The 24,955-nt window shown below is 70.8% G+C and carries 22 protein-coding genes; 17 read left to right on the top strand and 5 right to left on the bottom strand.

The window, feature by feature from the left end:
* Window positions 1-28 precede the first annotated feature (28 nt).
* The 8 genes from ACSBPH_RS08875 (at window position 29) to ACSBPH_RS08840 (ending at window position 13,411) form a co-directional block, all read left to right on the top strand.
* Window positions 29-1,201, top strand: coding sequence for a bifunctional 2-methylcitrate synthase/citrate synthase (locus ACSBPH_RS08875; RefSeq protein WP_442573987.1), 1,173 nt, complete (start codon window positions 29-31; stop codon window positions 1,199-1,201).
* A complete protein-coding gene (locus ACSBPH_RS08870) occupies window positions 1,198-1,653 on the top strand; it encodes a hotdog fold thioesterase (protein WP_442573986.1) in 456 nt (151 codons plus the stop codon). The genes ACSBPH_RS08875 and ACSBPH_RS08870 overlap by 4 nt, the downstream gene beginning before the upstream one ends.
* Window positions 1,654-1,818: 165 nt before the next feature.
* On the top strand, window positions 1,819-3,000 hold the full coding sequence (locus ACSBPH_RS08865) for a thiolase family protein (protein WP_442573985.1): 1,182 nt from the start codon (window positions 1,819-1,821) through the stop codon (window positions 2,998-3,000).
* A gap of 509 nt (window positions 3,001-3,509) precedes the next feature.
* A complete protein-coding gene (locus ACSBPH_RS08860; protein ID WP_442573984.1) occupies window positions 3,510-3,644 on the top strand; it encodes a hypothetical protein in 135 nt (44 codons plus the stop codon).
* A gap of 243 nt (window positions 3,645-3,887) precedes the next feature.
* Window positions 3,888-5,288 (top strand): DUF222 domain-containing protein, encoded by a 1,401-nt coding sequence (locus ACSBPH_RS08855; protein ID WP_442573983.1) that lies wholly within the window; start codon window positions 3,888-3,890, stop codon window positions 5,286-5,288.
* 220 nt (window positions 5,289-5,508) lie between these two features.
* The gene (gene pulA / locus ACSBPH_RS08850) at window positions 5,509-11,289 is read left to right on the top strand and encodes a pullulanase-type alpha-1,6-glucosidase (RefSeq protein WP_442577218.1); all 5,781 of its coding nucleotides are present in this window, start codon (window positions 5,509-5,511) and stop codon (window positions 11,287-11,289) included.
* Window positions 11,290-11,455: 166 nt separating this feature from the next.
* A complete protein-coding gene (locus ACSBPH_RS08845; RefSeq protein WP_442577217.1) occupies window positions 11,456-12,625 on the top strand; it encodes an acyl-CoA dehydrogenase family protein in 1,170 nt (389 codons plus the stop codon).
* A 9-nt stretch (window positions 12,626-12,634) separates the two neighbouring features.
* Window positions 12,635-13,411 carry an enoyl-CoA hydratase gene (locus ACSBPH_RS08840; RefSeq protein ID WP_442577216.1) on the top strand — a complete coding sequence of 259 codons (777 nt, stop codon included), beginning with the start codon at window positions 12,635-12,637 and terminating at the stop codon, window positions 13,409-13,411.
* A 107-nt stretch (window positions 13,412-13,518) separates the two neighbouring features.
* Here the strand turns inward: ACSBPH_RS08840 and ACSBPH_RS08835 are convergent, their stop codons facing one another.
* The gene (locus ACSBPH_RS08835; protein WP_442577215.1) at window positions 13,519-14,055 is read right to left on the bottom strand and encodes a MarR family winged helix-turn-helix transcriptional regulator; all 537 of its coding nucleotides are present in this window, start codon (window positions 14,053-14,055) and stop codon (window positions 13,519-13,521) included.
* A gap of 123 nt (window positions 14,056-14,178) precedes the next feature.
* Here ACSBPH_RS08835 and ACSBPH_RS08830 point away from each other — a divergent pair, with 123 nt between their 5' ends.
* From ACSBPH_RS08830 to ACSBPH_RS08805, 6 genes are all read left to right on the top strand, one after another.
* The gene (locus ACSBPH_RS08830; protein ID WP_442577214.1) at window positions 14,179-14,955 is read left to right on the top strand and encodes an electron transfer flavoprotein subunit beta/FixA family protein; all 777 of its coding nucleotides are present in this window, start codon (window positions 14,179-14,181) and stop codon (window positions 14,953-14,955) included.
* 11 nt (window positions 14,956-14,966) lie between these two features.
* On the top strand, window positions 14,967-15,941 hold the full coding sequence (locus tag ACSBPH_RS08825) for an electron transfer flavoprotein subunit alpha/FixB family protein (protein WP_442577213.1): 975 nt from the start codon (window positions 14,967-14,969) through the stop codon (window positions 15,939-15,941).
* A 6-nt stretch (window positions 15,942-15,947) separates the two neighbouring features.
* A complete protein-coding gene (locus tag ACSBPH_RS08820; protein ID WP_442577212.1) occupies window positions 15,948-17,963 on the top strand; it encodes a cytochrome b/b6 domain-containing protein in 2,016 nt (671 codons plus the stop codon).
* A 103-nt stretch (window positions 17,964-18,066) separates the two neighbouring features.
* Window positions 18,067-19,332, top strand: a complete 1,266-nt coding sequence (locus ACSBPH_RS08815) for a histidine kinase (protein WP_442577211.1) — start codon at window positions 18,067-18,069, stop codon at window positions 19,330-19,332.
* Window positions 19,320-20,024, top strand: coding sequence for a LuxR C-terminal-related transcriptional regulator (locus ACSBPH_RS08810; RefSeq protein WP_442577210.1), 705 nt, complete (start codon window positions 19,320-19,322; stop codon window positions 20,022-20,024). Before ACSBPH_RS08815 ends, ACSBPH_RS08810 begins: the two co-directional genes overlap by 13 nt.
* On the top strand, window positions 20,021-20,902 hold the full coding sequence (locus ACSBPH_RS08805; protein WP_442577209.1) for a DUF4097 family beta strand repeat-containing protein: 882 nt from the start codon (window positions 20,021-20,023) through the stop codon (window positions 20,900-20,902). The genes ACSBPH_RS08810 and ACSBPH_RS08805 overlap by 4 nt, the downstream gene beginning before the upstream one ends.
* A gap of 159 nt (window positions 20,903-21,061) precedes the next feature.
* Here ACSBPH_RS08805 and ACSBPH_RS08800 read toward each other — a convergent pair whose 3' ends face one another.
* Window positions 21,062-21,568 carry a GNAT family N-acetyltransferase gene (locus tag ACSBPH_RS08800; RefSeq protein ID WP_442577208.1) on the bottom strand — a complete coding sequence of 169 codons (507 nt, stop codon included), beginning with the start codon at window positions 21,566-21,568 and terminating at the stop codon, window positions 21,062-21,064.
* Window positions 21,569-21,859: 291 nt separating this feature from the next.
* On the opposite strand from ACSBPH_RS08800, the gene ACSBPH_RS08795 reads away from it, so the two are divergent.
* Window positions 21,860-22,420 (top strand): acyl-CoA thioesterase, encoded by a 561-nt coding sequence (locus ACSBPH_RS08795; protein WP_442577207.1) that lies wholly within the window; start codon window positions 21,860-21,862, stop codon window positions 22,418-22,420.
* Window positions 22,421-22,476: 56 nt separating this feature from the next.
* On the opposite strand, the gene ACSBPH_RS08790 is transcribed toward ACSBPH_RS08795, so the two are convergent.
* Both ACSBPH_RS08790 and ACSBPH_RS08785 read right to left on the bottom strand, forming a co-directional pair.
* Window positions 22,477-22,779: a hypothetical protein gene (locus ACSBPH_RS08790; RefSeq protein ID WP_442577206.1), complete on the bottom strand. Its 303-nt coding sequence runs from the start codon at window positions 22,777-22,779 to the stop codon at window positions 22,477-22,479.
* 141 nt (window positions 22,780-22,920) lie between these two features.
* Entirely contained in the window at window positions 22,921-23,232 is a 312-nt protein-coding gene (locus ACSBPH_RS08785; protein WP_442577205.1) for a DUF7882 family protein, read from the bottom strand.
* 167 nt (window positions 23,233-23,399) lie between these two features.
* Here ACSBPH_RS08785 and ACSBPH_RS08780 point away from each other — a divergent pair, with 167 nt between their 5' ends.
* The gene (locus tag ACSBPH_RS08780) at window positions 23,400-24,182 is read left to right on the top strand and encodes an EAL domain-containing protein (protein WP_442577204.1); all 783 of its coding nucleotides are present in this window, start codon (window positions 23,400-23,402) and stop codon (window positions 24,180-24,182) included.
* 98 nt (window positions 24,183-24,280) lie between these two features.
* Here ACSBPH_RS08780 and ACSBPH_RS08775 read toward each other — a convergent pair whose 3' ends face one another.
* The gene (locus ACSBPH_RS08775; RefSeq protein WP_442577203.1) at window positions 24,281-24,544 is read right to left on the bottom strand and encodes a hypothetical protein; all 264 of its coding nucleotides are present in this window, start codon (window positions 24,542-24,544) and stop codon (window positions 24,281-24,283) included.
* Window positions 24,545-24,602: 58 nt separating this feature from the next.
* Here ACSBPH_RS08775 and ACSBPH_RS08770 point away from each other — a divergent pair, with 58 nt between their 5' ends.
* Window positions 24,603-24,908, top strand: coding sequence for a DUF7882 family protein (locus tag ACSBPH_RS08770; RefSeq protein ID WP_442577202.1), 306 nt, complete (start codon window positions 24,603-24,605; stop codon window positions 24,906-24,908).
* The last annotated feature ends 47 nt before the right edge of the window (window positions 24,909-24,955 follow it).

Below are 24,955 nucleotides of genomic sequence, written 5' to 3'. Positions count from 1 at the left end.
GGACACGCACACCACTCGAAGGAGAGAAATGACCGACATCGACATCAAGAAGGGCCTCGCCGGGGTCACCGTCGACTACACGGCGGTCTCGAAGGTCAATCCCGAGACGAACTCGCTCCTGTACCGCGGGTACCCCGTGCAGGAGCTCGCCGCGACGCAGCCGGTCGAGGCCGTCGCCTACCTCCTCTGGTACGGCGAGCTGCCCACCGATGAGCAGCTCGAGTCGTTCCGCGCGCGCGAGCGCGCCAACCGCGGCCTCGACGAGAACGTCAAGCAGACGATCGACCTCCTGCCGCTGGAGGCCCACCCGATGGATGTCGTGCGCACCGCGGTGTCGGTGTACGGGGCATCCGATCCCGCCGCCTTCGACAACTCGCAGCTGTCGGACCTCGAGAAGGCCGAGCGCCTGTTCGCCAAGCTCCCCGCCATCGTCGCGTACGACCAGCGCCGCCGCCGGGGCCAGGCCCTCGTCGAGCCGCGCGACGACCTCGACTACTCGCACAACTTCCTGTGGATGACGTTCGGCGAAGAGCCCGAGCCCGTCGTCGCGGCCGCGTTCAACGTGTCGATGATCCTGTACGCCGAGCACTCGTTCAACGCGTCGACCTTCACGGCGCGCGTCATCACGAGCACGATGGCCGACCTCTACTCCGCCGTCGTCGGAGCCATCGGCGCGCTCAAAGGACCCCTCCACGGCGGCGCGAACGAGGCCGTCATGCATGTCTTCGACGAGATCGGCAGCGCCTCGAACGTCGGCCCGTGGCTCGACGAGGCGCTGGCCGAGAAGCGCAAGATCATGGGCTTCGGCCACCGCGTCTACAAGCGGGGCGACTCGCGCGTGCCGACGATGAAGGCGGCGCTCGACACGCTCATCGAGCACTACGACGCCACCGAGCTCGGGGCGCTCTACACCGAGCTCGAGAGCGAGTTCGTGGGGCGCAAGGGCATCTACCCGAACCTCGACTACCCGTCGGGCCCCGCCTATCACCTCATGGGCTTCGACACCCTCACCTTCACCCCGCTGTTCGTCGCGGCACGCGTGATCGGCTGGACGGCGCACACGATCGAGCAGGCCGCCTCGAACGCCCTCATCCGCCCGCTCTCGGCGTACAACGGCCCGGACGAGCGCCACGTCGAGGGGTATGTTCCGGATGCCGCGCAGGTCGTGGCAGCGGAGCGCGCCGAAGAAGGCGCGATGTGAGCATCTGGCACACGCCGCCCTCGGCGGCCGAGCTCGATGCGATGGCCGGCGGGACGCTCATCGAGACCCTCGGGATCGAGATCGTCGAGGCGCGCGACGACGCCCTCGTCGCGCGCATGCCCGTCGACCACCGCACGGTGCAGCCGGCCGGCGCGCTCCACGGCGGGGCATCGGTCGCGCTCGCCGAGACCCTCGCATCGTGGGCGGGGTTCCTCACGGTCGACCGCGAGAAGTTCCACGTCGTCGGGCAGGAGATCAACGCCAACCACATCCGGCCGGTCTTCTCCGGGTGGGTCATCGGCACCGCGACGCCCGCGGCTCTCGGGCGGCGGAGCCAGGTGTGGGAGATCCGCATCACCGACGAGGAGGGCAGGCTCGTCTGCATCTCGCGCTGCACCCTCGCCGTGATCGAGCAGCGCAGCACCTACGCGACCGCCGAGACGCGGGGCTGACGGCGGGCCGAGGCCGGGGATGGCGCCGGATCGCCCGCCACAGCGTCGGAGATCCGCACTTCGTCGGACCCGTTGGCGGGTTCGGATCCGACATCGTGGCGATCTCCGACGATGTGGTGACGGATGCCGGGGGCCGGCGGGCCTCGCCGGGGTGATCATGGAAGCATGACCCGCACCGCCGTCATCGTCGACGCCGTCCGCACTCCCTCCGGCAAGGGCAAGCCCGGGGGAGGCCTTTCGGCGCAGCATCCCGTCGACCTCGCCGCCTTCGTCATCTCGAGCCTCGCGAGCCGCGCGGGCCTGGACCCGAGCCGCGTCGACGACGTGCTCCTGGGTTGCGTCAGCCAGATCGGCGACCAGGCCATGAACATCGCGCGGCAGGCGGTGCTCGCGGCCGGCTTCGACGAGCGCGTGCCCGCCACGACGATCGACCGCCAGTGCGGCTCGAGCCAGCAGGCCGCGCATTTCGCGGCACAGGGAGTCATGGCGGGCGCCTACGACATCGTGATCGCCGGCGGGGTCGAGTCGATGAGCCGCGTCCCGCTCGGCTCGTCGCGCCAGGGCGGGTCGACGGCGCCCGGCCTCAGGCGGCGGTACCCCGAGGGTCTGGTCAATCAGGGCGTCTCGGCCGAGCTCATCGCCCAGAAGTGGGGCTTCACCCGCGAAGAGCTCGACGCCTTCTCGGCCGAGAGCCACCAGCGGGCGACGGATGCCTGGGCCGCCGGCTTCTTCGACGGCCAGGTGCTGCCGACGCCGACCGGGGCGGGTGAGGCGCTCCGCGAAGACGAGACCGTCCGCGCCGGCACGACGGCCGAGCGCCTGTCGACGCTGGCCCCGGCCTTCCGGACCGACGAGCTCGCGGCGCGATTCCCCGACCTGGACTGGAAGATCACGGCCGGCAATTCGTCGCCGCTGACGGACGCGGCATCCGCTGTCCTCATCATGAGCGAGGAGAAGGCGGCCGAGCTGGGCCTGCGGCCCCGGGCGCGCTTCCACTCGTTCGCGGTGGTCGGCGACGATCCGCTCATGATGCTCACGGGGCCGATCCCTGCGACTCAGCGCATCCTCGAGCGCAGCGGCCTGTCGATCGATGACATCGACGCCTACGAGGTCAACGAGGCGTTCGCCTCCGTCCCGCTCGCGTGGCTGCGCGAGACCGGTGCCGACCCCGCGAGGCTCAACCCGTGGGGCGGCGCCATAGCTCTCGGGCATGCCGTCGGGGCATCGGGCACTCGCCTCCTCGGCACGCTGCTCGCGCACCTCGAGGCGACGGGCGGGCGCTACGGGCTTCAGACGATGTGCGAGGGCGGCGGCATGGCGAACGCGACGATCATCGAGCGACTCTGACCCGGGTCAGCGGGCCGCTCTGCCGCGGGCTCATCGAGCGGCTCTGGCGCGCGAGCCTCCTCCGTCGCGCGCAGCACCCCCGTCGTCGAGCCAGCGCTGGAGCGGTATGAGCTCCGTCACGTCCTGGCTGCCTCGCCCGGATCGGGGCGATCGCGGTTTCACGGTGAGCATGCTGGCCTCCTCGAAGCACGAAAAGAGCGCCGCGAATGCGACGCGCGGGTCAGCCGGATGGTCCTTTCAGCCGGTGGTCGGTGCCGCGTGCGCCGGATCTTCGGCGCCCGGCGCGGCGGGCTCTCCGGCTCGCGTGCGACGGGTTCACGTCGCGGGAGCGGAGATGCCTCTCACCATAGCCGGGAAAAGAAAAAGGGCAAGTCAGCGGTATTTTCCTTCGACCCCTCGAAGGAGCCGTGGGGTTTTCGGCATCCGCCGCAGGTGGCGAATTGACTTCCTGTGGAACCCGGGTATGGTCATGGGTTCACCCGCCAGCCGAAGAGGGGAAGCGAGTTTCGATGTCTCGAAAATCACCGCAGGATCGCGGAGCCAAGAAGGCTCCTCAGTTGACCATCAAGGAGAAGCGCGCCGCCAAGCGCTCCAAGCGCGAGCCGGAGACGTTCCTCAAGCCGCGCAAGGACGCGCGGGCCTGAGGCGAGGCGGCCGGCCCCGGGCTCTCGGGGCCGGCGCCCGGCCGTCGTGAGGGAGTCTGCGGCGCTGTCGCGAGGCGGTCTTCGGGCTCTTGCGGGGGCGACGGATCGGTGGTGGGAGTCGATCGGATCCGGACGTCGAAACCGTTGATGACCAGGGGCTTTGAAGGTCAGGATCAAGGCCGGGATGTCGGTGGCCCTCGGCAGAATTGAGGCACGGAAAGCCTCGCCGACGCCCTCCGCGATGTGGAGCAGTCGCTCGGCGAGACTGTCGATCGGGCCTTCCGATCGGGCGAGTTGCGCGGGCTCGACGACGCCGCGGTGCTGTCGCTCATGGCGCAGGCGGCGAGCATCGCGAGGCGGGCAGAGGCGGCGCTCGTGGCGACCGTCGCCGAAGTGCAGGAGCGGGTGTATGCCGCGCCGCACGCCGAACGACCGACGACCCGCTATGGCTGCCGCTCGATGAACGAGCTCGTGCAGCGCACGACGCGCGCCTCAGGCCGCACGGTCGGCGACGTGGTGCGGGTTGCGCGCGCTCTTGGTCAGTCGGTGTCCCCGTCGACGGGCGAGGCGCTCTCCGCCGAGTACCCCGACCTGCGAGACGCCGCGGCCGACGGGGTCATCGGCCTCGATGCACTCGCCGCCGTCGTCGCAACGCTCGAATCGGCGCGGTGCGAGCGGGCTGCGCGGATGGGGGCGGATGCGGAGCTCGCCGCGTCCGCGCGCGGGGCCGGCGTCGATGCCGGCCCGAGCCCGAGCGCCGACGAGCTGCGGATGCAGGCGCAGGTGTGGGCGATGTACCTCGATCAGGACGGCGCCGAACCGCGCGAAGCGCGCGCCCTCCGCAGGCGCGGGCTCACGGTGGGAGTGTGCCGCGATGGCCTCGTGCCGATCCGCGGCAATGCGCTCCCCGAGGTCGCCGGGCAGCTCCGTCGCCTGTTCGACAGCATCCTGAACCCCAAGGGCGACGGTCCGGACGCGCCCGAGGGCCCGCACTTCGTCGAGACCGACCACGACGGCCCGATCGACGCTGTCGCCGACACGCGCTCGCGCGCGCAGCGGCAGCACGATGCGTTCGCGACGATCCTTTCGGCCGCCGCGAGGTCGGGCGAACTCCCGACCCTCGGTGGCTCCGCGCCGACCCTCGTCGTCTCCGTCACGGCAGACGACCTCGTCACGGGGCGCGGGCACGCGCATGTCGAGGGCTGCGACGAACCCGTCTCCCTCGCGGTCGCGCGTCAGGTCGCGTGCACCGGCGCCGTGCAGCGCGTCACGACCGATGGCGCCGGACGCATCCTTGCGATCCACATCGACGACCGCGTCTTCGCCGCTCACCAGCGCAAGGCGATCGTCCTGCGCGACGGCGGCTGCATCATTCCCGGTTGCCACGTCCCGGCCGCATGGTGCGAGATCCATCACGTCATCGAGCACGCCAAGGGCGGTCCGACCCACACCGACAACGGCGTGCTGCTCTGCTGGTACCACCACCGCACGATCGACTCGAGCGGGTGGAGGGTGCGGATGCGGTTGGGGATTCCCGAGGTGCGCGGCCCCTCTTGGTGGGATGCCTCGATGCAGTGGCGCCCGGTCACGAAATCGCCCACCCGGCTGAGCAAGGACATGCGGGCGAGAAGCCCCGGGGGCTGAGCCGCGGCCGCCGCAACACGGCACCGCGGCACCGCGCTGCCGAGCATTTCTGCAAGCGTTTCCGGCCATCGACGGCAGATCTGCCAAGCCCCGGGCATCCCCGAACAGATGAGCCAGTTCTCATCCTGTAAGCGCTTGCATTCCTGGGAGAACGCCGATAGCGTCCTTAGATCGCAGGCGGGCACGTCGGTGTGCCCTCTCCACCCCCAGGAGCTCCTCAGTGTCGAAGTCGACCCTCGCACGCAGTCGCCGCGTGCTCGCCTCACTCGCTGCCGCCGCCCTCGTGCTGGCCGGCAGCGTCACCTTCCTCGCCGCTCCCGCAGCGGCCGCCGACCGCACCTTCGCGCTCGTCGGCAGCCTGCAGAGCGAGCTGGGCTGCCCCGGCGACTGGCAGCCCGACTGCTCGGCCACCGAGCTGCAGCCGACGGCCGATGCCGGCGTGTACGCGGCCGAGTTCTCGGTGCCCGCCGGCAGCTGGGAGTACAAGGTCGCCGTCAACGACTCGTGGGACGAGGCCTACGGCGCCGACGGCGGCAGCGACAACATCCCGCTCACCGTCGCGGGCCCCTCGACTCTCCGCTTCGTCTTCGACGACAACCAGAAGCGCGTCGGCGTCGCGGCGACCTCGCTCCGCGGCGGGTACAGCGCCGACGACGACGCCCTCGTGGCGCCGCCCGTCCGCCAGGCAGGCAGCGGCGAGCAGTTCTACTTCGTCATGACCGACCGGTTCGCCAACGGCGACACCTCCAACGACCGGGGCGGACTCACCGGCGACCGCCTCACGACGGGCTTCGACCCGACGAGCACGGGCTTCTACAACGGCGGCGACATCGCGGGCCTGCGCTCGAAGCTCGACTACATCGCGGGCCTCGGCACGAGCGCCATCTGGCTCACCCCGAGCTTCAAGAACAAGCCCGTCCAGGGCGCCGGCGCCGACGTGAGCGCGGGCTACCACGGCTACTGGATCACCGACTTCACCCAGATCGACCCGCACCTCGGCACCAACCAGGAGCTGCAGGACTTCATCGCGGATGCCCACGGCAAGGGCATCAAGGTCTACTTCGACATCATCACGAACCACACCGCCGACGTCATCTCCTACGCGCAGGGCACGACCGCCTACGTCGACAAGGCGACGAAGCCCTACAAGGACGCGAACGGCACGGCCTTCGACCCGGCCACCTACGCAGGCACCGACTCGTTCCCGACGATGGACCCCGCCACCTCCTTCCCCTACACGCCGGTCATCGCCGACGCCGAGAAGGACATCAAGGTCCCCGCGTGGCTCAACGACCCGACCCTGTACCACAACCGCGGCGACTCGACGTGGGCCGGCGAGTCGGTCACCTACGGCGACTTCGTGGGGCTCGACGACATCATGACCGAGAACCCGAAGGTCGTCGACGGCTTCGTCGACGTGTACGACTCGTGGATCGACCTCGGCATCGACGGCTTCCGCATCGACACCGCCAAGCACGTCAACTTCGAGTTCTGGCAGAAGTGGTCGACGCAGGTGCTCGGCTACGCCCACGCGCACGGCAAGCCCGACTTCTTCATGTTCGGCGAGGTCTACGACGCCGACCCGACCAAGCTCGCGCCCTACGTCCGCAAGACCGACATGAACTCGGTGCTCGACTTCACCTTCCAGTCGGCCGCGAGCTCGTTCGTGGGCGGCGGCACGGCGAAGAACCTCAGCACGCTCTTCGCGGGCGACGACCATTACACGACCCCCGACTCGTCGGCCACGGCGCTGCCGACCTTCCTCGGCAACCACGACATGGGCCGCATCGGATACTTCCTGGGCGGCAAGAGCAGCCAGCTGCAGCGTGACGAGCTCGCGCACGACCTGCTGTTCCTCAGCCGCGGCCAGCCGGTCGTCTACTACGGCGACGAGCAGGGCTTCGCGGGCAACGGCGGCGACCGCGCCGCGCGCCAGACGCTCTTCGCCTCACAGGTCGGCGAGTACCAGAACCAGCCGCTCGTCACGGGCGAGACGCTCGGATCGCAGGACCGCTACTCGACGACGGCCCCCGTCTACGAGCACATCGCGGCGCTCTCGAAGCTGCGCGCCGACAACCCGGCGCTCGACAAGGGCGCGCAGATCGAGCGCTACGTCGCCGACGGCGCAGGCGTCTACGCCTTCTCCCGCGTCGACCGCGGCGAGAAGGTCGAGTACCTCGTCGCGACCAACAACGCCACGACCGACCAGACCGTGAAGATCAAGACGCTCACGGCGGGCGCGACCCTCACCTCCGTCTACGGCGGCGGCGCAGCAGTGACGACGGATGCCTCGGCCGAGGCATCCGTCACCGTCCCCGCGCTCTCGACCCGCGTGTACAAGGCCGACCGCACCGTGACGGCGCCCGCTGAAGCCGCCCCGATCTCGGTCGAGGTCCCCGCGGCCGGAGCCGCCGTGACGGGCTCGGCGGCGGTGTCGGCGAAGACCGGCGACTCGTGGCGCGAAACGAGCTTCGCGTGGCGCGTCGTCGGCTCCGATGACTGGCACGCCCTCGGCACGGCCGAAGACACGCAGCCCGGCGTCTTCCACGACGTCGACGGCCTCGCGAAGGGCACGCTGGTCGAGTACCGCGCGGTGTCGACGGATGCCGCGGGCCACCGCTCCGCGGACTCGACCTACGCATCGGTCGGCAACCGGGTGAACCTGCAGACCCCCGAGGGTCCGGGCGACCCCGGCGACGTCGAGCCCGAGCCGCAGGAGGCGACGAACTACACGTTCGTGAGCGTGCCCGGCAGCTTCAACAGCGCGGCGGGATGCCCCGGCGACTGGCAGCCCGACTGCGCGAACGTGCAGATGGCCAAGAAGGACGGCATCTGGCACCTGAAGCTCGACGACCTCGCCGCGGGCACCTACGAGTACAAGATCGCGACCGAGAAGAGCTGGACCGAGAACTACGGTGCCGGCGGAGTGCTGAACGGCCCGAACATCTCGCTCACGCACCCGGGCGGACCCGTCGAGTTCTTCTTCGATCCCCGCACGAAGAACGTGACCTCGACCGACGATGGCCCGGTCATCACGCTCCCCGGGTCGCTCCAGAGCGAGCTCGGCTGCCCCGGCGACTGGCAGCCCGACTGCCTCGCGACCATGATGTTCGACAAGAACGGCGACGGCGTCTTCCAGTTCACGACCGACGACCTGCCCACGGGCTCGTACGAGGTCAAGGTCGCCCACAACCGCTCGTGGGATGAGAACTACGGCGCGGGCGGCGCTCCCGGCGGCGCCAACATCTCCTTCAGCGCGACGGCGGGCATGGTCACGAGCTTCCGCTACGACATCCAGACGCACGTCCTGACCGTGGTCTCGGCCGACCCGCCGCTCGCGGGCACGGGCGAGCTCCGCGCGCACTGGATCGACGCCGCCACGATCGCGTGGCCGGCAGACCTCGGGTCGTCGGCGGCCGGCACGACGTGGCAGCTGTACGGCTCGCACGACGCCTCGCTGGCCGTCTCGCCCGAGCGCGAGGTGACCGGCGGCGACGAGCCGATCGCGCTGACCCCCGTCGCGGGCGGCCTCACTGCCCAGCAGAAGGAACGCTTCCCGGCGCTCGCCGGCTACACGGCGCTGCACGTCGAGGGACAGGATCGGGATGCCGTGGCCTCGCTCCTCACGGGCCAGCTCATGGTCGCGCAGCGCAGCGCCGCGGGAGCGCTGACCGCCTTCACCGGCGTGCAGATCCCGGGCGTCCTCGACGACCTCTACGCCACGGCGGTCGGCAAGCTCGACCTGGGCGTGATGTTCCAGGGCAACAAGCCGACCTTCCGCCTGTGGGCCCCGACGGCCCAGACCGCGACCCTCCTGACGTGGGAGGCCGGCGCGACCGGCGATCCGCAGCGTCACGAGGCGACGTGGGACGCGGCATCCGGAACCTGGACCGTCAAGGGCAAGACGTCGCTCAAGGGCGACGAGTACCTGTGGGAGGTCGTCGTCTACGCGCCGACGACCACCGCGATCGAGACCAACGACGTCACCGACCCGTACTCGGTCGCCCTGACCGAGAACTCGGTGCGCTCGGTCGCCGTCGACCTCGACGACAAGCAGTGGCGCCCCAAGGCGTGGGAGAAGACGGCGTCGCCGATCATCGAGCGCCCCGTGGATCGTGCGATCTACGAGCTCCACATCCGTGACTTCTCGGCGACCGACGAGACGGTTCCGGAAGACCTGCGCGGCTCGTACCTCGCCTTCGCGCAGAAGAGCGCGGGAACGGCGCAGCTGCGGCAGCTCGCCGGCGCCGGCATCAACACGGTGCACCTCCTGCCCTCGTTCGACATCGCGTCGATCGAGGAGGACGAGACGAAGCAGGCGACGCCGGCGTGCGACCTCCCCTCGCTTCCCGCCGACTCCGACCAGCAGCAGGCGTGCGTCGAGGCCGTGGCCGACGCGGACGCCTTCAACTGGGGCTACGACCCGTACCACTACTCGACGCCTGAGGGCTCGTACGCGACCGACCCCGACGGCGGCGCCCGCGTGAGCGAGTTCCGCACGATGGTCGGAGCGCTCCACGGCATGGGCCTCCAGGTCGTGCTCGACGAGGTGTTCAACCACACCGCCGAGTCGGGTCAGGGCGCGCGCTCGGTGCTCGACCAGGTCGTCCCGGGCTACTACCAGCGGCTCAACGCGGCGGGCAACGTCGAGACCTCGACCTGCTGCCAGAACGTCGCGACCGAGCACGAGGTGGCGCAGAAGCTCATGGTCGACTCCCTCGTCCTGTGGGCGCGTGAGTACAAGGTCGACGGCTTCCGCTTCGACCTCATGGGCCACCACTCGAAGGCGAACATGCTCGCGATCCGCGACGCCCTCGACAAGCTGACCCTCAAGAGGGACGGCGTCGACGGGAAGTCGATCTACCTCTACGGCGAAGGCTGGAACTTCGGCGAGGTCGCGAACAACGCGCTGTTCGAGCAGGCGACGCAGGGGCAGCTCGGCGGCACCGGCATCGGCACGTTCAACGACCGGCTGCGCGACGGCGTGCACGGCGGCAGCCCCGTCCGCGACTCGACGTACGAGCAGGGCTTCGGAACGGGCCTCGCGACCGATCCCAACGGGCACGGCGCCGACGGCGACGCGGCGCAGCAGCTCGCACGGCTCGGCACGCTGACCGACCTCGTCAAGATCGGACTCACGGGCAACCTCCGCGACTTCGAGATGACGGCGGCCGACGGAACCGTCAAGGCGGGCGACGAGCTCGACTACAACGGAGCCCCGGCCGGGTATGCCGACCAGCCCGACGAGACGATCAACTACGTCGACGCGCACGACAACAACACGCTGTACGACCTCTCGGTGCTGAAGCTGCCCGAAGACACGACGATGGCCGACCGCGTGCGCATGAACACGCTCGAGCTCGCGACGGTCACCCTCTCGCAGTCGCCGTCGTTCTGGCACGCCGGAACGGAGCTGCTGCGCTCGAAGTCTCTCGATGACAACAGCTACAACTCGGGCGACTGGTTCAACCGCATCGACTGGACGGGTCAGGAGTCGACGTTCGGCTCGGGGCTCCCGCGGGCCGCCGGCAACGGCGACCGGTGGAACATCCTGAAGCCGCTCCTGGCCGACCCGGCTCTCAAGCCCGGGCCCTCCGACATGGCGTCGGCCGAGGCATCCGCTCTCGATCTGCTGCGCGTGCGCACCGAGGTGCCGCTCCTGCGGCTCGGGTCGGCGGACCTCATCGAGCAGAAGGTGAGCTTCCCGAACAGCGGGCCGGGTGCCACGCCCGGGGTCATCACGATGCTCGTCGACGACCTCGTCGGCAAGGACGTCGACCCGGCGCTCAAGGGAGCCCTCGTCGTGTTCAACGCCTCGCCGGAGGCCACGACGCAGACCATCGCGTCGCTGAAGGGTCGCGGGTTCGCGCTGACGCCGGCGCTCGCGAAGGGCTCCGACCCCGTCGTCAAGACGACGGCGTGGAACTCCTCGACGGGCACGGTCACCGTTCCCGCCCGCTCGGTCGCGGTGCTCGTGGAGAAGCAGCCCGGCAAGCGCTGACAGCACGCGGAAGGGGCGTCGTCCGGACTCGGACGGCGCCCCTTCGCGCATCCGTAGTCGGGGATGCGGGGAGGACGCCGAGGATCGGCTGGAAGTCCTCGCAGTTATTAGGAAGTCCAGGTAAACTCACCACAGTGCCCACGACGTACGACAAGGAAGTCACACAATGACCCTCGAGGCTGCTCTCGCCCCGACATCCGTCCCGACCCTCAGTGCTGACGAGCGCTCGGCGATCCTCGACGCCGTGCGGGAGTTCGCCGAGCACGAGCTCGCGCCCCACGCCGTGGAATGGGATGCCGCCGAGAACCTCCCGCGCGACGTGCTCGAGCGCGGGGGAGAGCTGGGCCTGGGCGGTCTCTACATCCGCGAGGACGTCGGCGGCACGGGCCTCTCCCGCTCCGACTCCGTCGCGATCGTCGAAGAGCTCGCCAAGGGCGACCCCTCGATCGCCGCGTACATCACGATCCACAACATGGTGGCGTGGATGATCGACACCTACGGCACCGAGGCGCAGCGCCACGAGTGGCTCCCGCGCCTGGTCACGATGGCCGATCTCGGCGCCTACTGCCTCACCGAGCCGGGGGCGGGATCGGATGCCGCGGCCATCACGACCTCGGCGATCCGGTCGGGCGACGAGTACGTGCTGACGGGCGTCAAGCAGTTCATCTCGGGGGCGGGCGAGGCATCCGTCTACGTCGTCATGGCTCGCACGGGCGAACCGGGGGCCCGCGGGATCACGGCGTTCCTCGTGCCGGACGGCACACCCGGGCTGTCGTTCGGCGTCAAGGAGCACAAGATGGGCTGGAAGGCGCAGCCCACGCGGCAGGTCATCCTCGACGAGGTGCGCGTGCCCGCCGAGAACGTGCTCGGTGGCGAGGGCATGGGCTTCAAGATCGCGATGTCGGCGCTCAACGGCGGTCGCATCAACGTCGCGGCCTGCTCGCTGGGCGGTGCGCAGTGGGCCCTCGACCGGGCCGTGCAGTACGTGCACGAGCGGTTCACGTTCGGCGAGCCGCTCGCCGAGAAGCAGTCCGTCGTGTTCGCCCTCGCCGATATGGCCACCGAGCTGCGCGCCGCGCGGGCGCTGGTGAGGGATGCCGCGCTCGCCGTCGACGAGAAGGCCCCCGACGCCGCGATCCAGTGCGCCATGGCGAAGCGGTTCGCGACCGACGCGGGCTTCCGCGTCGCGAACGAGGCGCTGCAGCTGCACGGCGGCTACGGTTACCTCTCGGATTACGGCATCGAGAAGGTCGTGCGCGACCTGCGCGTGCACCAGATCCTCGAGGGCACGAACGAGATCATGCGCGTCATCATCGGCCGCGACCTCCTTGGCTAGCCTCGGACCATGACCGACTACGAGACGATCCTCGTCGAGACGCGCGGACGCGTCGGCTGGATCACGATCAACCGCCCCGAGGCGCTCAACGCCCTCAACACGCAGGTGATGCTCGACATCGTCGATGCAGCGACCGCGTTCGACCGCGACGAGGGGATCGGCGCGATCGTGCTGACCGGCTCGGAGCGGGCGTTCGCGGCGGGCGCCGACATCAAGGAGATGGAGTCCAAGACCGGACTCGAGATGGTCATGGGCGACCACTTCGGCGGCTGGGCGACCTTCGCGGCGGTGCGCACGCCCGTCATCGCGGCAGTGTCGGGCTACGCGCTCGGCGGCGGCTGCGAGCTGGCGATGATGTGCGACCTCATCCTCGCCGCCGACACGGCGAAGTTCGGGCAGCCAGAGATAAACCTCGGCGTCATCCCGGGGATGGGCGGCTCACAGCGCCTCATCCGCGCGGTCGGGTACTACAAGGCTGCCGACCTCATCCTCACGGGACGCATGATGGATGCCGCGGAGGCCGAGCGCGCAGGACTCGTCTCCCGCGTCGTGCCCGCCTCCGGCCTCCTCGACGAGGCCGCCGCCGTCGCCGAGGCGATCGCCGCCAAGTCGCTTCCGTCGGTCTACGCCGCCAAGGCCGCGCTCGACACGGCGATGGAGACGCCGCTGGCCGAAGGCCTGCGCTTCGAGCGCCACGTCTTCGCCGCGCTTTTCGACACGCACGACCAGAAGGAGGGCATGGCCGCGTTCCGCGAGAAGCGGTCGCCCGACTTCACCCACCGCTGACCCCGGCCGCGAAACATGGGATTCTCGTCGAACCATGGGGTTATCGCCCCTGTTTCGACGAGAATCCCATGTCTCGGCGAGCGCGGGACCGGGCGCGCGGGCGGGGGTCAGAGGGGGTCGGGCATCGGGCGGGGGTCGGCGAAGTCGCCGGCGTCCTTGCGGAAGCGCGCGATGATCCGCACGAGCTCGGCCGTGTCGTCGTCGCTGAGGCCCGGCTGCTCGAAGACCTCGGTGTTGAGCACGGCGGTCGCGCGCTCGACGAGATCGCGTCCTTCGTCGGTCAGCACGAGCACGGCCGCGCGGCCGTCGACCGGGTGCGGCTCGCGCACGAGCAGGCCGTCCTTCGCGAGTCGGTCGACCGTGTTCGTGACGCTCGTCGGATGCACCTGCAGGCGCGCGATGGCGCTGGCCATCGGCATCCGCCCCTGCCGTGTGAAGGCGAGGAGGCGGAGCATCTCGAAGCGCGCGAACGACAGCCCGAACGGCCGCAGGATCGCGTCGATGCGGGCGAACATGAGCTGCTGCGCGCGGATGATCGACGTCACGGCCGACATGCCGGCGGCGGCATCGGTCCAGCCGTGGGCGATCCACTGCCGCTTCGCCTCGGCGATGGGATCGATGGGCAGGGGCGAGTTCCTCGCCATCGGTCACCTCCCTCGTCGCGCTCTCCACGGTAGCGCGCCGCGCCGCCCGCATCCGGCGCGCAGACCGGTGCGTCCAGGCCGAACCCGCCGCATAGACTCGTCGAGACGAAGGAGCGCACGCGTATGAAGATCGTTGTCCTGGTCAAGGAGGTCCCGGACACCTACGGGGATCGCAAGCTCAGCCTCGAGACGGGTCTGGCCGATCGCTCCGCGAGCGAGGCGGTCATCGACGAGATCGGGGAGCGCGCCCTCGAGGTCGCGCTGAGCCACGCCGACAAGACGCCCGGCACCGAGGTCGTCGTGCTGTCGATGGCGCCCGAATCGGCGACGACGACGGTGCGCAAGGCGCTCGCGATGGGCGCCGCCTCGGCGGTGCAGGTCGTCGACGACGGGCTCCTCGGTGCCGACCTCGCCCTCACGGCGGAGGTGCTCGCGGCGGCGCTGCAGCGCATCGGCTACGACCTCGTGATCGGCGGCAACCTGTCGACCGACGGATCGGGCGGCGTCATCCCCGCGATGGTGGCCGAGCTCCTCGGCGTACCCAACCTGACCTCGCTCAACTCGGTCGAGATCGGCGACGGCACCGTGTCGGGGGAGCGCGCCTCGGACGGCGCGACCATGCGCGTGTCGGCGGCGCTGCCCGCCGTCGTCTCGATCACCGAGGCGCTGCCCGATGCCCGGTTCCCCAACTTCAAGGGCATCATGGCGGCCAAGAAGAAGCCGTTCGAGACGCTCTCGCTCGCCGACCTGCAGATCGAGCCCGACGACCACAGCGGCGCGCATTCGATCGTCATCGCGCTGAGCGAGAAGCCGCCGCGCGAAGCGGGGGTCAAGATCGTCGACGAGGGTGACGCGGGCGAGAAGCTCGCCGCGTTCCTCATCGAGAACCGGCTGGCGTGAGAGAGGCAGACATGACGGAGTTCGCTGCGGATTCGATCCTCGTCCTCCTGGACGTCACGCCCTCGGGCGACCTGGCCAAGTCGTCGGCGGGGCTGCTGGGTGCAGCGGCTTCGGTCGGCACTCCGGTCGCGTTGATCGTGTCGACGGATGCCTCGTCCCTCGCCGCGCAGGCAGGAGACCTCGGCGCCGCCGTCGTGCTGACGGCCGAGGGCGACTCGTCACTCCTCACGGTGCCGCGCGTCGACGCGCTCGCCGCGGCCGCCGACCTCGTCCGGCCCGACGCCGTGCTCATCTCCAACTCGATCGAGGGCCGCGACGTCGCGGGACGCTTCGCCGCGCGCACGGGTTCGGGGCTCTGCGTCGATGCCGTCGGCGTCTCGCGCGACGCGGAGGGCGTCGTCGCACACCACTCCGTCTACGGCGGGGCGTACAACGTCGACGCGGCCGTGACGTGGGGCGCCCCCGTCATCACGATCCGCCAGGGCGCCGTCGACGCCCGTGCCGAGTCGCGCACGCCCGAGGTCGAGATCGTCCGCGTCACGGCGTCGGGGAAGGCCGCGGCCTCCGTCGACTCCGTCGAGCAGGTCGTCGTCGCCTCGACGCGCCCCGAGCTGCGCGGAGCCGCCAAGGTCGTCTCGGGCGGCCGCGGGCTCGGATCGGGCGAGAAGTTCGCGCTCGTCGACCAGCTCGCCGATGCCCTCGGCGCGGCCGTCGGCGCATCGCGCGCGGCCGTCGACGCGGGCTACGTGCCGCAGTCGTACCAGGTCGGGCAGACCGGGGTGTCGGTGTCGCCGCAGCTGTACGTCGCCCTCGGGATCTCGGGCGCGATCCAGCACAAGGCCGGCATGCAGACGGCCAAGACGATCGTCGCGGTCAACAAGGACGCGGATGCCCCGATCTTCGAGATCGCGGACTTCGGCGTCGTCGGCGACCTCTTCACCGTCGTGCCGCAGCTCATCGCGGCGCTCGAGGCGAAGAAGGCCTGAGCGACGGTGGCGACATACGCGCGGTCGATCCGCCGAGGCCTGCCCCGCACGCCGGGCGGCGAGTCCTGGCCGCCCTCCGGCGAGGCCCCGGGCACGAACGGCGACGGCGCGGGAGCTGAGGTTCTCGTCGGGACGCTCGTCGAGGCTGCGCCGCGGCATGATGCCGGGACCGACACGAGTGCGTCGCCGGATGCCGCGGGCCCGCCTGAGGTCGCGGGTCCCGAGTCCAGCGTGCCTGAGGCGACGGATCCCGCGCCGGCCGATCGCGAGGCTGTGAGCGCCACCCCCGGTGGGCGGATGCTGCGGCGCGGCCTGCCGCGCGTGCCCGGCGGCGAGCCCTGGCCGCCCGCCGATGCAGCGGCAGAGACGACCGCGGCCGAGACCGCGGGGAGTCAGGCGGCGGGCGCCTCCGTGGGGGCGGCGACCGGCGCGGCCGTGGCTGCGGCGGGGGCGGCCGAGACCGTGGCCGCCGGGTCGACCCGCGCCGGCTCGACCGGTGCCGGCTCGGCGGAGGTGTCGCCGTCCCGCGAGGCCGCAGAGGAGGTCGCCGTGGCAGCCGGCCCGTCCGCGACGTCGGTCGAGACGCCTGCTGTCGCCGAAGGCGGTGCGCTGCGCCGGGGCCTTCCGCGTGTTGCGGGCGGGGAGCCCTGGCCCCCGGCATCCGCCGTCCGCTCGTCGCGCAGCACAGCCGCTCCGTCGGTGGCCGCTGTCGGCGCGGCCACCGCCGCACCGGACGTGACCGCCTCGGATTCTTCGGCTCCGCCCTCGGCGCCTGCAGAGGCGGCACCGCCTGCAGCCGCCGGGCGACCCATCCGCACGGGTCTTCCCCGCACGACCGCCGCGACCGCAGCGCCCGCGGCGCCTTCGTCGCCCGCCGAGGCTGCACAGACCGCCGCGCCCACCGCGCCGCGCGCGACCCCGGCAACGCCCGCCGCGCAACCCGCCGCTCCCGCCGCACAACCCGCCGTACCCCAAGCCGCACAGCCCGCGCCCGCCGCCCCCCAAGCCCCCGCCGCAGCAGCCGTCGCCCTCGCCGAGCGCCCGCCGCTGCCGTTCACCCGCACGGTCTGGCCGGGCACCGCCGCTCGCTCGCAGCCCGCACCGCGGCCCGAGCCGAAGCGGTACGGACCCTTCACGAGGGGGCAGTGGGCCGGCTCCGTCATCGTCGCCGGTGCAGGCCTGCTCTTCGCCGCGGCCATGGCCGTGCTCGCGACGCGGTGGTTCCTGAGCCTCGACTTCATGCAGGACTTCCTCGCCGCCTACCCCGGGGAGTACCCCCTGCCCGAGGGGGCGCCCGTCGGAATCCCGCCGTGGCTCGGGTGGCAGCACTTCTTCAACACGTTCCTGATCGTCCTGATCATCCGGTCGGGCCTGCAGGTGCGCACCGAGAAGCGGCCGAGCGTCTTCTGGTCGCCGCGCAACAACAACCGCCGCAAGATCAGCCTCAACCTGTGGTTCCACCAGTCGCTCGACATCCTCTGGATCGTCAACGGCGTGATCTTCGTGGTCCTGCTGTTCGTCACGGGGCAGTGGATGAAGATCGTGCCCACGAGCTGGGCGGTGTTCCCCAACGCCGTGTCGGCGGCGCTGCAGTACGTGTCGCTCGATTGGCCGACCGAGAACGGCTGGGTCAACTACAACTCGCTGCAGCAGCTCGCGTACTTCGCGACGGTGTTCCTCGCGGCGCCGCTCGCGATCCTCACGGGCGTCCGCATGAGCGGCATCTGGCCCAAGAACGCCAAGCGACTGAGCGCCGCCTATCCGGTCGAGTGGGCGCGGGCGGTGCACTTCCCCGTCATGCTCTACTTCGTCCTGTTCATCGTCGTGCACGTGACGCTCGTGTTCGCGACCGGGGCGCTGCGCAACCTCAACCACATGTACGCATCACAGGACGCCGTCAACTGGGCCGGGTTCTGGATCTTCGTCGCGAGCCTCGTCGTGATCGCCGTCGGCTGGGTCGCCGCGCGGCCCCTCGTGCTCGCGCCCATCGCGCGCCTGTTCGGCAAGGTGAGCGGGCGATAGCCCCGCGACGCGGGCGATAGCGCCGCGACCTGGGGGATAACCCGAAGAGAAGACTCCGGATGCCTCGGGAGCGCCCGCGGAGGGCGCGTCCTACCTTGGAGTCATGACTTCAGGCACCCCTGCCACCGCACCGTCCCTCGCGTCTCCGCCACGCGTCGCCGGCGCCGTCGCCCAGCTCGCGGCACTCGGCGTCATCGGCCCCGCCGTGTTCGGAATCCTCTTCGCCCTCCTCGGCCTCGGCCTCGGGCTCCTCCCGGTCCTTCTCATCGGCGTGGTCTTCCTCGTCGGACTCGTCTACGCCCTCTTCGGCGTCGGGTGGGTCGAGGCGGCCCGCGTCGACGGGCTGTACGACTTCGGCCTGCCGCCGCGGCGTCTGCGATCGAGCGGCCGCCCCGGCTTCGGCGGGTTCCTGCGCACCCTGTGGCTGCAGACGATCGACCCGTCCACGTGGCGGGCGATCGCGAACCTCGCCGTCTCGACGATCCTCGGGTGGATCGTCGTGCTGCTCCTGAGCGTCCTGTCGTCGGGCATCGTCCTCGCCTTCGCGCCGCTCTATGCGAGCGCCGACGTCGTGCCGCTGGCGCGCACAGGGCTCGAGTTCCCCGTCGCCTGGGCTCTTCCCGCCGGCATCGTCGCGGCGCTGGTCTCGGCGGCGGCGATCATCGGACTCGCGCTGCTGCACGGCATCCTGAGCCGCTCGATCATGGTCCCCTCGCGAGAGGCGCAGCTGGCCGAAGCGGCGCGCACCTCCAACGTGCAGCGTGCCGGCGCCGTCCACGCCGCCGACGTCGAGCGCACGCGGATCGAGCGTGACCTCCACGACGGCGTCCAGCCCCGGCTCGTGTCGGTCGGGATGACGCTCGGCCTCGCGCAGCAGAAGATCGACTCCGATCCCGAGGCCGCGAAGGCTCTCCTCGACGAGGCGCACACCTCGACGAAGGCGGCCATCACCGAGCTGCGACAACTGGCTCGAGGCATCCACACCTCCGTCCTCGACGATCGGGGACTGGATGCCGCGCTCTCTGCCCTCGCCGCACGCTCCGTCGTTCCCGTGCACCTCGATGTGCGCCTGGACGGCCGGTGCAGCCGCGACGCCGAGACGGCTGCGTACTTCGCGATCGCGGAGGCCCTCACGAACGCGACGAAGCACTCCCGCGGCACGGAGGTGCGGGTGTTCGTGCGGCTGCGCGACGGCAACACGCTGTGGGCGCGCGTCGAAGACAACGGCATCGGCGGCGCGCGCATCATCCCGGGCGGCGGTCTCGACGGCATCGTGCACCGCGTGCTCGCGGCGCGCGGCGAGGCCCGCATCGACAGCCCCGTGGGCGGCCCGACGACGGTGGAGGTGAGCATCCCGTGCGCATCCTGATCTGCGAAGACTCGGCCCTGCTGCGTGAAGGCCTCGTTCGACTGCTCGACGATTCCGGACACACCGTGGTCGCAGCCCTCCCCGATGCGGCGCGACTCTCCGAGACCGTCGCCGAGACGTCGCCGGAGCTGTGCATCCTCGACGTGCGGCTCCCGCCGACCTGGACCGACGAGGGCATCCGCGCGGCGCTCGCCCTCCGCGCCGAGCGCCCCGACCTGCCCCTCCTCGTCCTGTCGCAGTACGTGGAGGAGCGCTACGCGTCCGAGCTGATCTCGGCCAAGGGCGCCGCGCTCGGCTACCTGCTGAAGGACCGCGTCGCCGACATCGCCGACTTCCTCGACGCGATCGCGCGGATCGGCGGCGGAGCCACCGTCCTCGACCCGGAGGTCGTCGCCCAGCTCCTCAGTCGCAGGACGAGGGATGAACGGATGCTGCGGCTCACCGACCGCGAATCGTCGGTGCTCTCGCTCATCGCCGAAGGACGCTCGAACCAGGCGATCGCGAAGGCCCTCTTCATCTCGGAGGGAAGCGTCGAGAAGCACGTGACATCCCTCTTTCAGAAGCTCGACCTCGAGCAGGACGAGTCCGGCAACCGGCGGGTGCTCGCAGCGCTCGCCCACCTCGAACACGGCGGCACCCGGCCGCAGACCGACCTCGGCGGCGCCGCGCCGCAGACAGGAGCATCCCGATGAGCACCACCCTCACCCCGCCGCCGGCGGGAACCGACGTCCCGCCGCCCCCTCCCGCCGGCCCGCCGACGCCTCCCGCCGGCCCGCCGACGCGCAGCTCGTCGCGTGTCGTCGCCATCCTCGTCATCGTCTTCGGCGCCCTCGTCATCGTCGGGGCCATCGCGTCGGCGGTCGTCGCGACGATCGCCGCGGCATCCGTCCACACCACCGTCCGCAGCGCGAGCGCCTCCGGCGTCGAGGACCTCAAGGTCGACGTGTCGGCCGGATCGCTCCGCGTCGTCTACGCCGACGTGAAGGATGCCGAGCTGGAGGTCACGAGCGCGTGGGGCGCCGACCGGTGGACGCTCCGCCGCGACGACGGCACCCTCGTCGTCTCGACGCCCGACAACTGGTCGAACTGGTTCGGCAACGGCTGGATCTTCGGCGGCACGGGCGATGCGGTCCTGCGTCTGCCCCAGTCCCTCGCGGGGACCGACGCCGACTTCTCGCTCGCCGCCGGCGACCTGACTGCCGACGGCGAGTTCGGCGACCTGACGCTCGATCTCGGCGCGGGGCGCGCGACGTTCGACGGCTCGGCGTCGTCGCTCGACGCGCAGATCAGCGCCGGCTCCGGCGACCTCGACCTCAAGGACGTCGACGAGGCGAACCTCTCCGTCTCGGCCGGCTCGCTCACCGTGGCGCTGTCGGGCAGACAGCCGAGCGACATCGAGCTCGACGTCAGCTCGGGCTCTGCCCGTGTGACCGTGCCCGAGGGCGAGTACGACGTCACGTCGGACGTCTCGGCCGGCAACCTCGACAACGGCCTCGGCTCGACGCCGGGTGCCGACAACACGATCCGCGTGCAGGTCTCGGCGGGTCAGGCGGTGCTCCGCGCGGGCTGAGTCTGCGGAGGCCGCACGCGAGGGCTGCGCGCGGCATCCGTTCTCCCGGTGGCTTCCCGGGGACGAGGACGGGCCCGGCCGATCGGCCGGGCCCGTCTTCGCGTCAGTCGAGCTGCACGCAACGCACGAAGCGCCGTCGGCGCTCAGCGGATTCGCTGCTCAGCGCACGAAGCGCACCTCGGTGAGCGACTCGCCGAGGAAGGGCTCGGTGTGCGCGGCGCCGTCGAGCGAGAAGCCGTTGCGCGTGTAGAAGCGGTGCGCGCGCGGGTTGTCTTCGGCGACCCAGAGGTAGAGGCCCTCGCCGGCCTCGGTGACGGCGTCGAAGAGACGCTGACCGATGCCCGTGCCGTGCCAGGCGTCGAGGAGGTAGATGAAGTAGAGCTCGCGGAAGCGCGGGGCGTCCTTGTCGCGGGCGGGGCCGGAGCCGGCGAAACCCACGATCTCGCCGTCGACGAGCGCCGCGAACATCTTGAATTCGGGGCCCTGGACGGCCCAGTGGGTCCACAGCTCCGCCATGCGGCGCGGCGAGATCTTCTCGAGCGCGGCCTTGCTGATGAGGTGGTCGTAGGTCTCGTGCCAGCAGGTGGCGTGCACGCGTCCGAGGGCTTCTGCGTCGACGTCCCGCACCGGACGGACGACGATGTCGGTCTGCAGTTCGGCTTCCATGGCCTGACTCTACGCGCGGGCTTCGCGCGGGGGAAATCGGGCGGATCGGCCCAGGATCGGCCCCGTCCGGCGACGCCGCTCGGCGGAGGTTCTCACCGCGAGGGAGGGCGGATCGGCCCGGCATCGCCCTCCCGTCCGGCGAGGCCCTCCGCTCGGCGGAGGTCGCGCCGGGTCCGGATGCGGGAACGGATGTCGCGGCGCACGTGATCGTCGGCGCGGCGCCGCACGGTCCTGGTGGGGAAGCGACAACCGAATCGGCGATCGACAGGCGAGTGGCTACGATCGCTCGACGTGAACGTGATCTGGCGGACCATCCTCGTCACCCTCGGCGCCCGGCTGCGCCTGCGTCTCGGTCGAAGCCTCCCCCCGACGGCGATCGGCCGCATCCGGCTCACGACGCTCCCGACCGACATCGATGTGCTCCGGCACATGAACAACGGCCGTTACCTGTCGCTCTTCGACCTCGGCCGCTGGGACCTGCTCGTGCGCACGGGCCTGGCCGATGCGATGCGACGCAACGGCTGGTACGCCGTCGTCTCGAGCGAGACCGTCACGTTCCGCAAGTCGCTCGAGCTGTGGCAGCGCTTCGTCGTGGAATCCCGTCTGCTCGGACACGACGACAAGGCGCTGTACCTCGAGCATCGCGCCGTCGTGGACGGCGAGGTCTACGCCCGCGCCATCATCCGTGCCCGCATGCTCAAGCGCAAAGGAGGCACGCTCTCGCACGAGGAGCTGTTCGCGGCGGTGGGGCGCCCCGACGATCTGCCGGACGTCTCGCCGTGGGTGCACGACTGGGCCGCGGCATCCTCTCTTCCGTCGACCAAGGCGCCCGCACCCAGCGTCTGGGAGTGACGCCAGAGTCGCTTCACGCGAAGCGGCCGGTCAGCCCAGGCTTGCGAAGCGGCGGGTCAGCGCAGGATCGCGTAGAGCGAGAGGCCGAGCGCGATCGCCATCACGACGTTGATCGCGCTGAGCAGCAGCGTCCACGCGCGGACCTGCTCGCCGGGGTTCGTGAACCCCGTGGCGCCGATCGTGCTGAAGACGGCGACGATCGACTGAAGGCGTCCGGCGCGCGCGGGACGCGCGACGTCGCCCGAGAGAGGGTCGGTGCGCACGGGGCCGGCGACGGCGACGTGAGGGGCATCGGAGAGTGCGAAATGCTGAGGACGTCGGGGCGAGACTCGGGTGTCCAGGTCGTCCAGCTTGGTCATGCCTCGACGCTATGTCGCGGCACGCCGGCGAATGGGTCCTTGACGAAAAGCACACTCGGCGGTATCACGCGAGGGCGCTGATGCGGGCGCGTCGTGCGCAGGCGCACTGCGAGAGTGAGCGGATGCCTCGACCCGGCGAGGTCAGGGAGCTTCGGGAGCCTCGGGCTCGGGCACGATCGACAGTCCCGTCGGCGAGTTGGCGGCCTTGCTGAGCGCGTCGAGCCACAGGGGGTTCAGGCGTGGCGCGCGGCTGCCGAAGTACTCGAACGCGAGCGGGATGTTCGGGCTGAGCCACACCGAGGTGCGGCCGAGGCCAGGCCGCATCGGATCGGTCCAGGTGAACGAGAAGGGCTCGCCGCGACGGAGCTTCGACCAGATGACAGGCTGCAGATGGGCCAGCACGCGGTCGTCCAGAGACACGGTGAGCTTCGAGTCGTAAGTGAGGGTACCCATCGGGGCTAGCGTATCCCGGCGCAGGGTTCCGCGGTTGCAGAGGCCGCTCATCCGGCACGGATGAGGCACGAGCCGACGCCCGGCGATGCGTTGGCGGGCATTATACGATCTTTTGGGCGCGGCGTTGGGTGTTGCGCTCCTTCGAGGGATGCGGGGAGCCTGGACCCATGAACAGCTCAGCGACCCTTACCGCCGAGCTGCGCGAAGCAGTGACGACGGGCGGGCTGACGGTCGAATATCAGCCCCTCTTCGCCTTGGCCGAGGCCGGTCTGCCCGTGCATCCCGTCGGGGTCGAGGCCTTGTGCCGATGGACGCACCCCCGCCTCGGTCGGATCGTGCCCGACCGATTCATCCCCCTCGCCGAGCAGTTCGGTCTCATCGGGGCCATCGGCTCCAGCGTGCTCGACACTGCAGGCGCACAGGTGAGCGTCTGGCAGCACGAGGGGCATCAGCTGGGCCTTTCGATCAACGCCTCGCCCTCGCAGTTCTCGCCCGAGTTCGTCGAGACCGTCGCCGTGCGGGCGGGCGAGCTGGGGCTGACCCCCGGAAGCCTGACGATCGAGATCACCGAGGCGCCGGCGCCGCAGCTGATCCCGACCGTCGTGCACGTGCTGCCGCTGCTCAAGGCGACAGGCATCGGGATATCGATCGACGACTACGGCGCCGGCGACGTGCTGCTCGATGCGCTCGAGACCGTGCCGATCCAGGAAGTCAAGATCGATCGCTCGCTGACGCAGCGGACGGATGCCGAAGCCGAGGCCGAGATCGCGGGCGTCATCGAGCGCGCCGAGCGCCACGGGTGGCGCGTCGTGGCGGAGGGCATCGAGACGGTCGAAGACCTCGAGCGCTCGCGTGAGCGGGGCTGTCACATCGGGCAGGGGTACCTGCTCGGAAGGCCGGTCCCCGCCGAGGAGATGAGCCGGCTGCTCGCGAGCGCCGCCGCACACTGACGATCGAGCGGTCGGGTGGAGCCGTCCGGCGCGGGGGTGCCTTGGACGCGAGAAATCGCCCAGCGGCACAGGTCCGCTGAGCGAGAGGTGTCTCCGGGCTAGAGGTTGCTCAGGTCGTCGTCGTCGGCGGGGTCTTCCGCCGCGGAACCGGGCTGCTCGCCGGCGATGTCGAGCTGCGACCAGGTGACCGGCATGCCGGGGGAGAAGAGGACTTCGATGCCGGGGCCGCCGCGCAGCGGCGGGATCGTGACGTACCCGCCACCCGCCTTGATTGCCTCGAGGATGTCTCGCTTCAGGTCGGAGACAGGCTCGGGGAGGAAGTAGTCGCGGCCGTCGACGGTAAGGCGGTTTACGATCGTCACCCCCTCAGCCTAACCACGCTCATCACGATGGGGCCCGTGGCAACGTAGGATCGAGTCGATGGGTACCCTGCACTACGGCTCGCCTGCCGTCGAATTCGCGATCGACGACCGCACTCTGGCACATCTCGAGCTGGTCATCCTCGCGAAGTTCCGGCGTCGCGAGAGCGTGTCGCTCGCCCTCACGGACGAGGCGAACGAGCGACGACAGGTCATCTGGCTGTCGACGTCGTGCACTCTGCGCTTCGAGTACGACGCCGCCATGCCCGAGATCAACCGGCTGTGGCTCCAGGAGCTGGTCGAGGCATCCAACTCTCCCGGCGGCCTGCGCATCCTCCCCGAGCCCGCCCGCACCGCGACGGCTTGACGAGAGAGGCCGCCCGCACCGCGACGGCCCGACGAGTTAGGCCGGCC

The organism is Microbacterium sp. F51-2R (assembly GCF_052180235.1).
Lineage (GTDB): Bacteria > Actinomycetota > Actinomycetes > Actinomycetales > Microbacteriaceae > Microbacterium.
The sequence above is the reverse complement of the archived record's forward strand: the minus strand, read 5'-3'. Positions and strand labels throughout refer to the sequence as shown.

What these genes read in the sequence shown, in the direction of transcription:
- ACSBPH_RS08875 (WP_442573987.1), top strand. Translation starts at nt 29, where the DNA reads ATGACCGACATCGACATCAAGAAGGGCCTCGCCGGGGTCACCGTCGAC.
- ACSBPH_RS08865 (WP_442573985.1), top strand. Translation starts at nt 1,819, where the DNA reads ATGACCCGCACCGCCGTCATCGTCGACGCCGTCCGCACTCCCTCCGGC.
- ACSBPH_RS08860 (WP_442573984.1), top strand. Translation starts at nt 3,510, where the DNA reads ATGTCTCGAAAATCACCGCAGGATCGCGGAGCCAAGAAGGCTCCTCAG.
- ACSBPH_RS08845 (WP_442577217.1), top strand. Translation starts at nt 11,456, where the DNA reads ATGACCCTCGAGGCTGCTCTCGCCCCGACATCCGTCCCGACCCTCAGT.
- ACSBPH_RS08840 (WP_442577216.1), top strand. Translation starts at nt 12,635, where the DNA reads ATGACCGACTACGAGACGATCCTCGTCGAGACGCGCGGACGCGTCGGC.
- ACSBPH_RS08835 (WP_442577215.1), bottom strand. Translation starts at nt 14,055, where the DNA reads ATGGCGAGGAACTCGCCCCTGCCCATCGATCCCATCGCCGAGGCGAAG.
- ACSBPH_RS08830 (WP_442577214.1), top strand. Translation starts at nt 14,179, where the DNA reads ATGAAGATCGTTGTCCTGGTCAAGGAGGTCCCGGACACCTACGGGGAT.
- ACSBPH_RS08825 (WP_442577213.1), top strand. Translation starts at nt 14,967, where the DNA reads ATGACGGAGTTCGCTGCGGATTCGATCCTCGTCCTCCTGGACGTCACG.
- ACSBPH_RS08815 (WP_442577211.1), top strand. Translation starts at nt 18,067, where the DNA reads ATGACTTCAGGCACCCCTGCCACCGCACCGTCCCTCGCGTCTCCGCCA.
- ACSBPH_RS08805 (WP_442577209.1), top strand. Translation starts at nt 20,021, where the DNA reads ATGAGCACCACCCTCACCCCGCCGCCGGCGGGAACCGACGTCCCGCCG.
- ACSBPH_RS08800 (WP_442577208.1), bottom strand. Translation starts at nt 21,568, where the DNA reads ATGGAAGCCGAACTGCAGACCGACATCGTCGTCCGTCCGGTGCGGGAC.
- ACSBPH_RS08790 (WP_442577206.1), bottom strand. Translation starts at nt 22,779, where the DNA reads ATGACCAAGCTGGACGACCTGGACACCCGAGTCTCGCCCCGACGTCCT.
- ACSBPH_RS08785 (WP_442577205.1), bottom strand. Translation starts at nt 23,232, where the DNA reads ATGGGTACCCTCACTTACGACTCGAAGCTCACCGTGTCTCTGGACGAC.
- ACSBPH_RS08780 (WP_442577204.1), top strand. Translation starts at nt 23,400, where the DNA reads ATGAACAGCTCAGCGACCCTTACCGCCGAGCTGCGCGAAGCAGTGACG.
- ACSBPH_RS08770 (WP_442577202.1), top strand. Translation starts at nt 24,603, where the DNA reads ATGGGTACCCTGCACTACGGCTCGCCTGCCGTCGAATTCGCGATCGAC.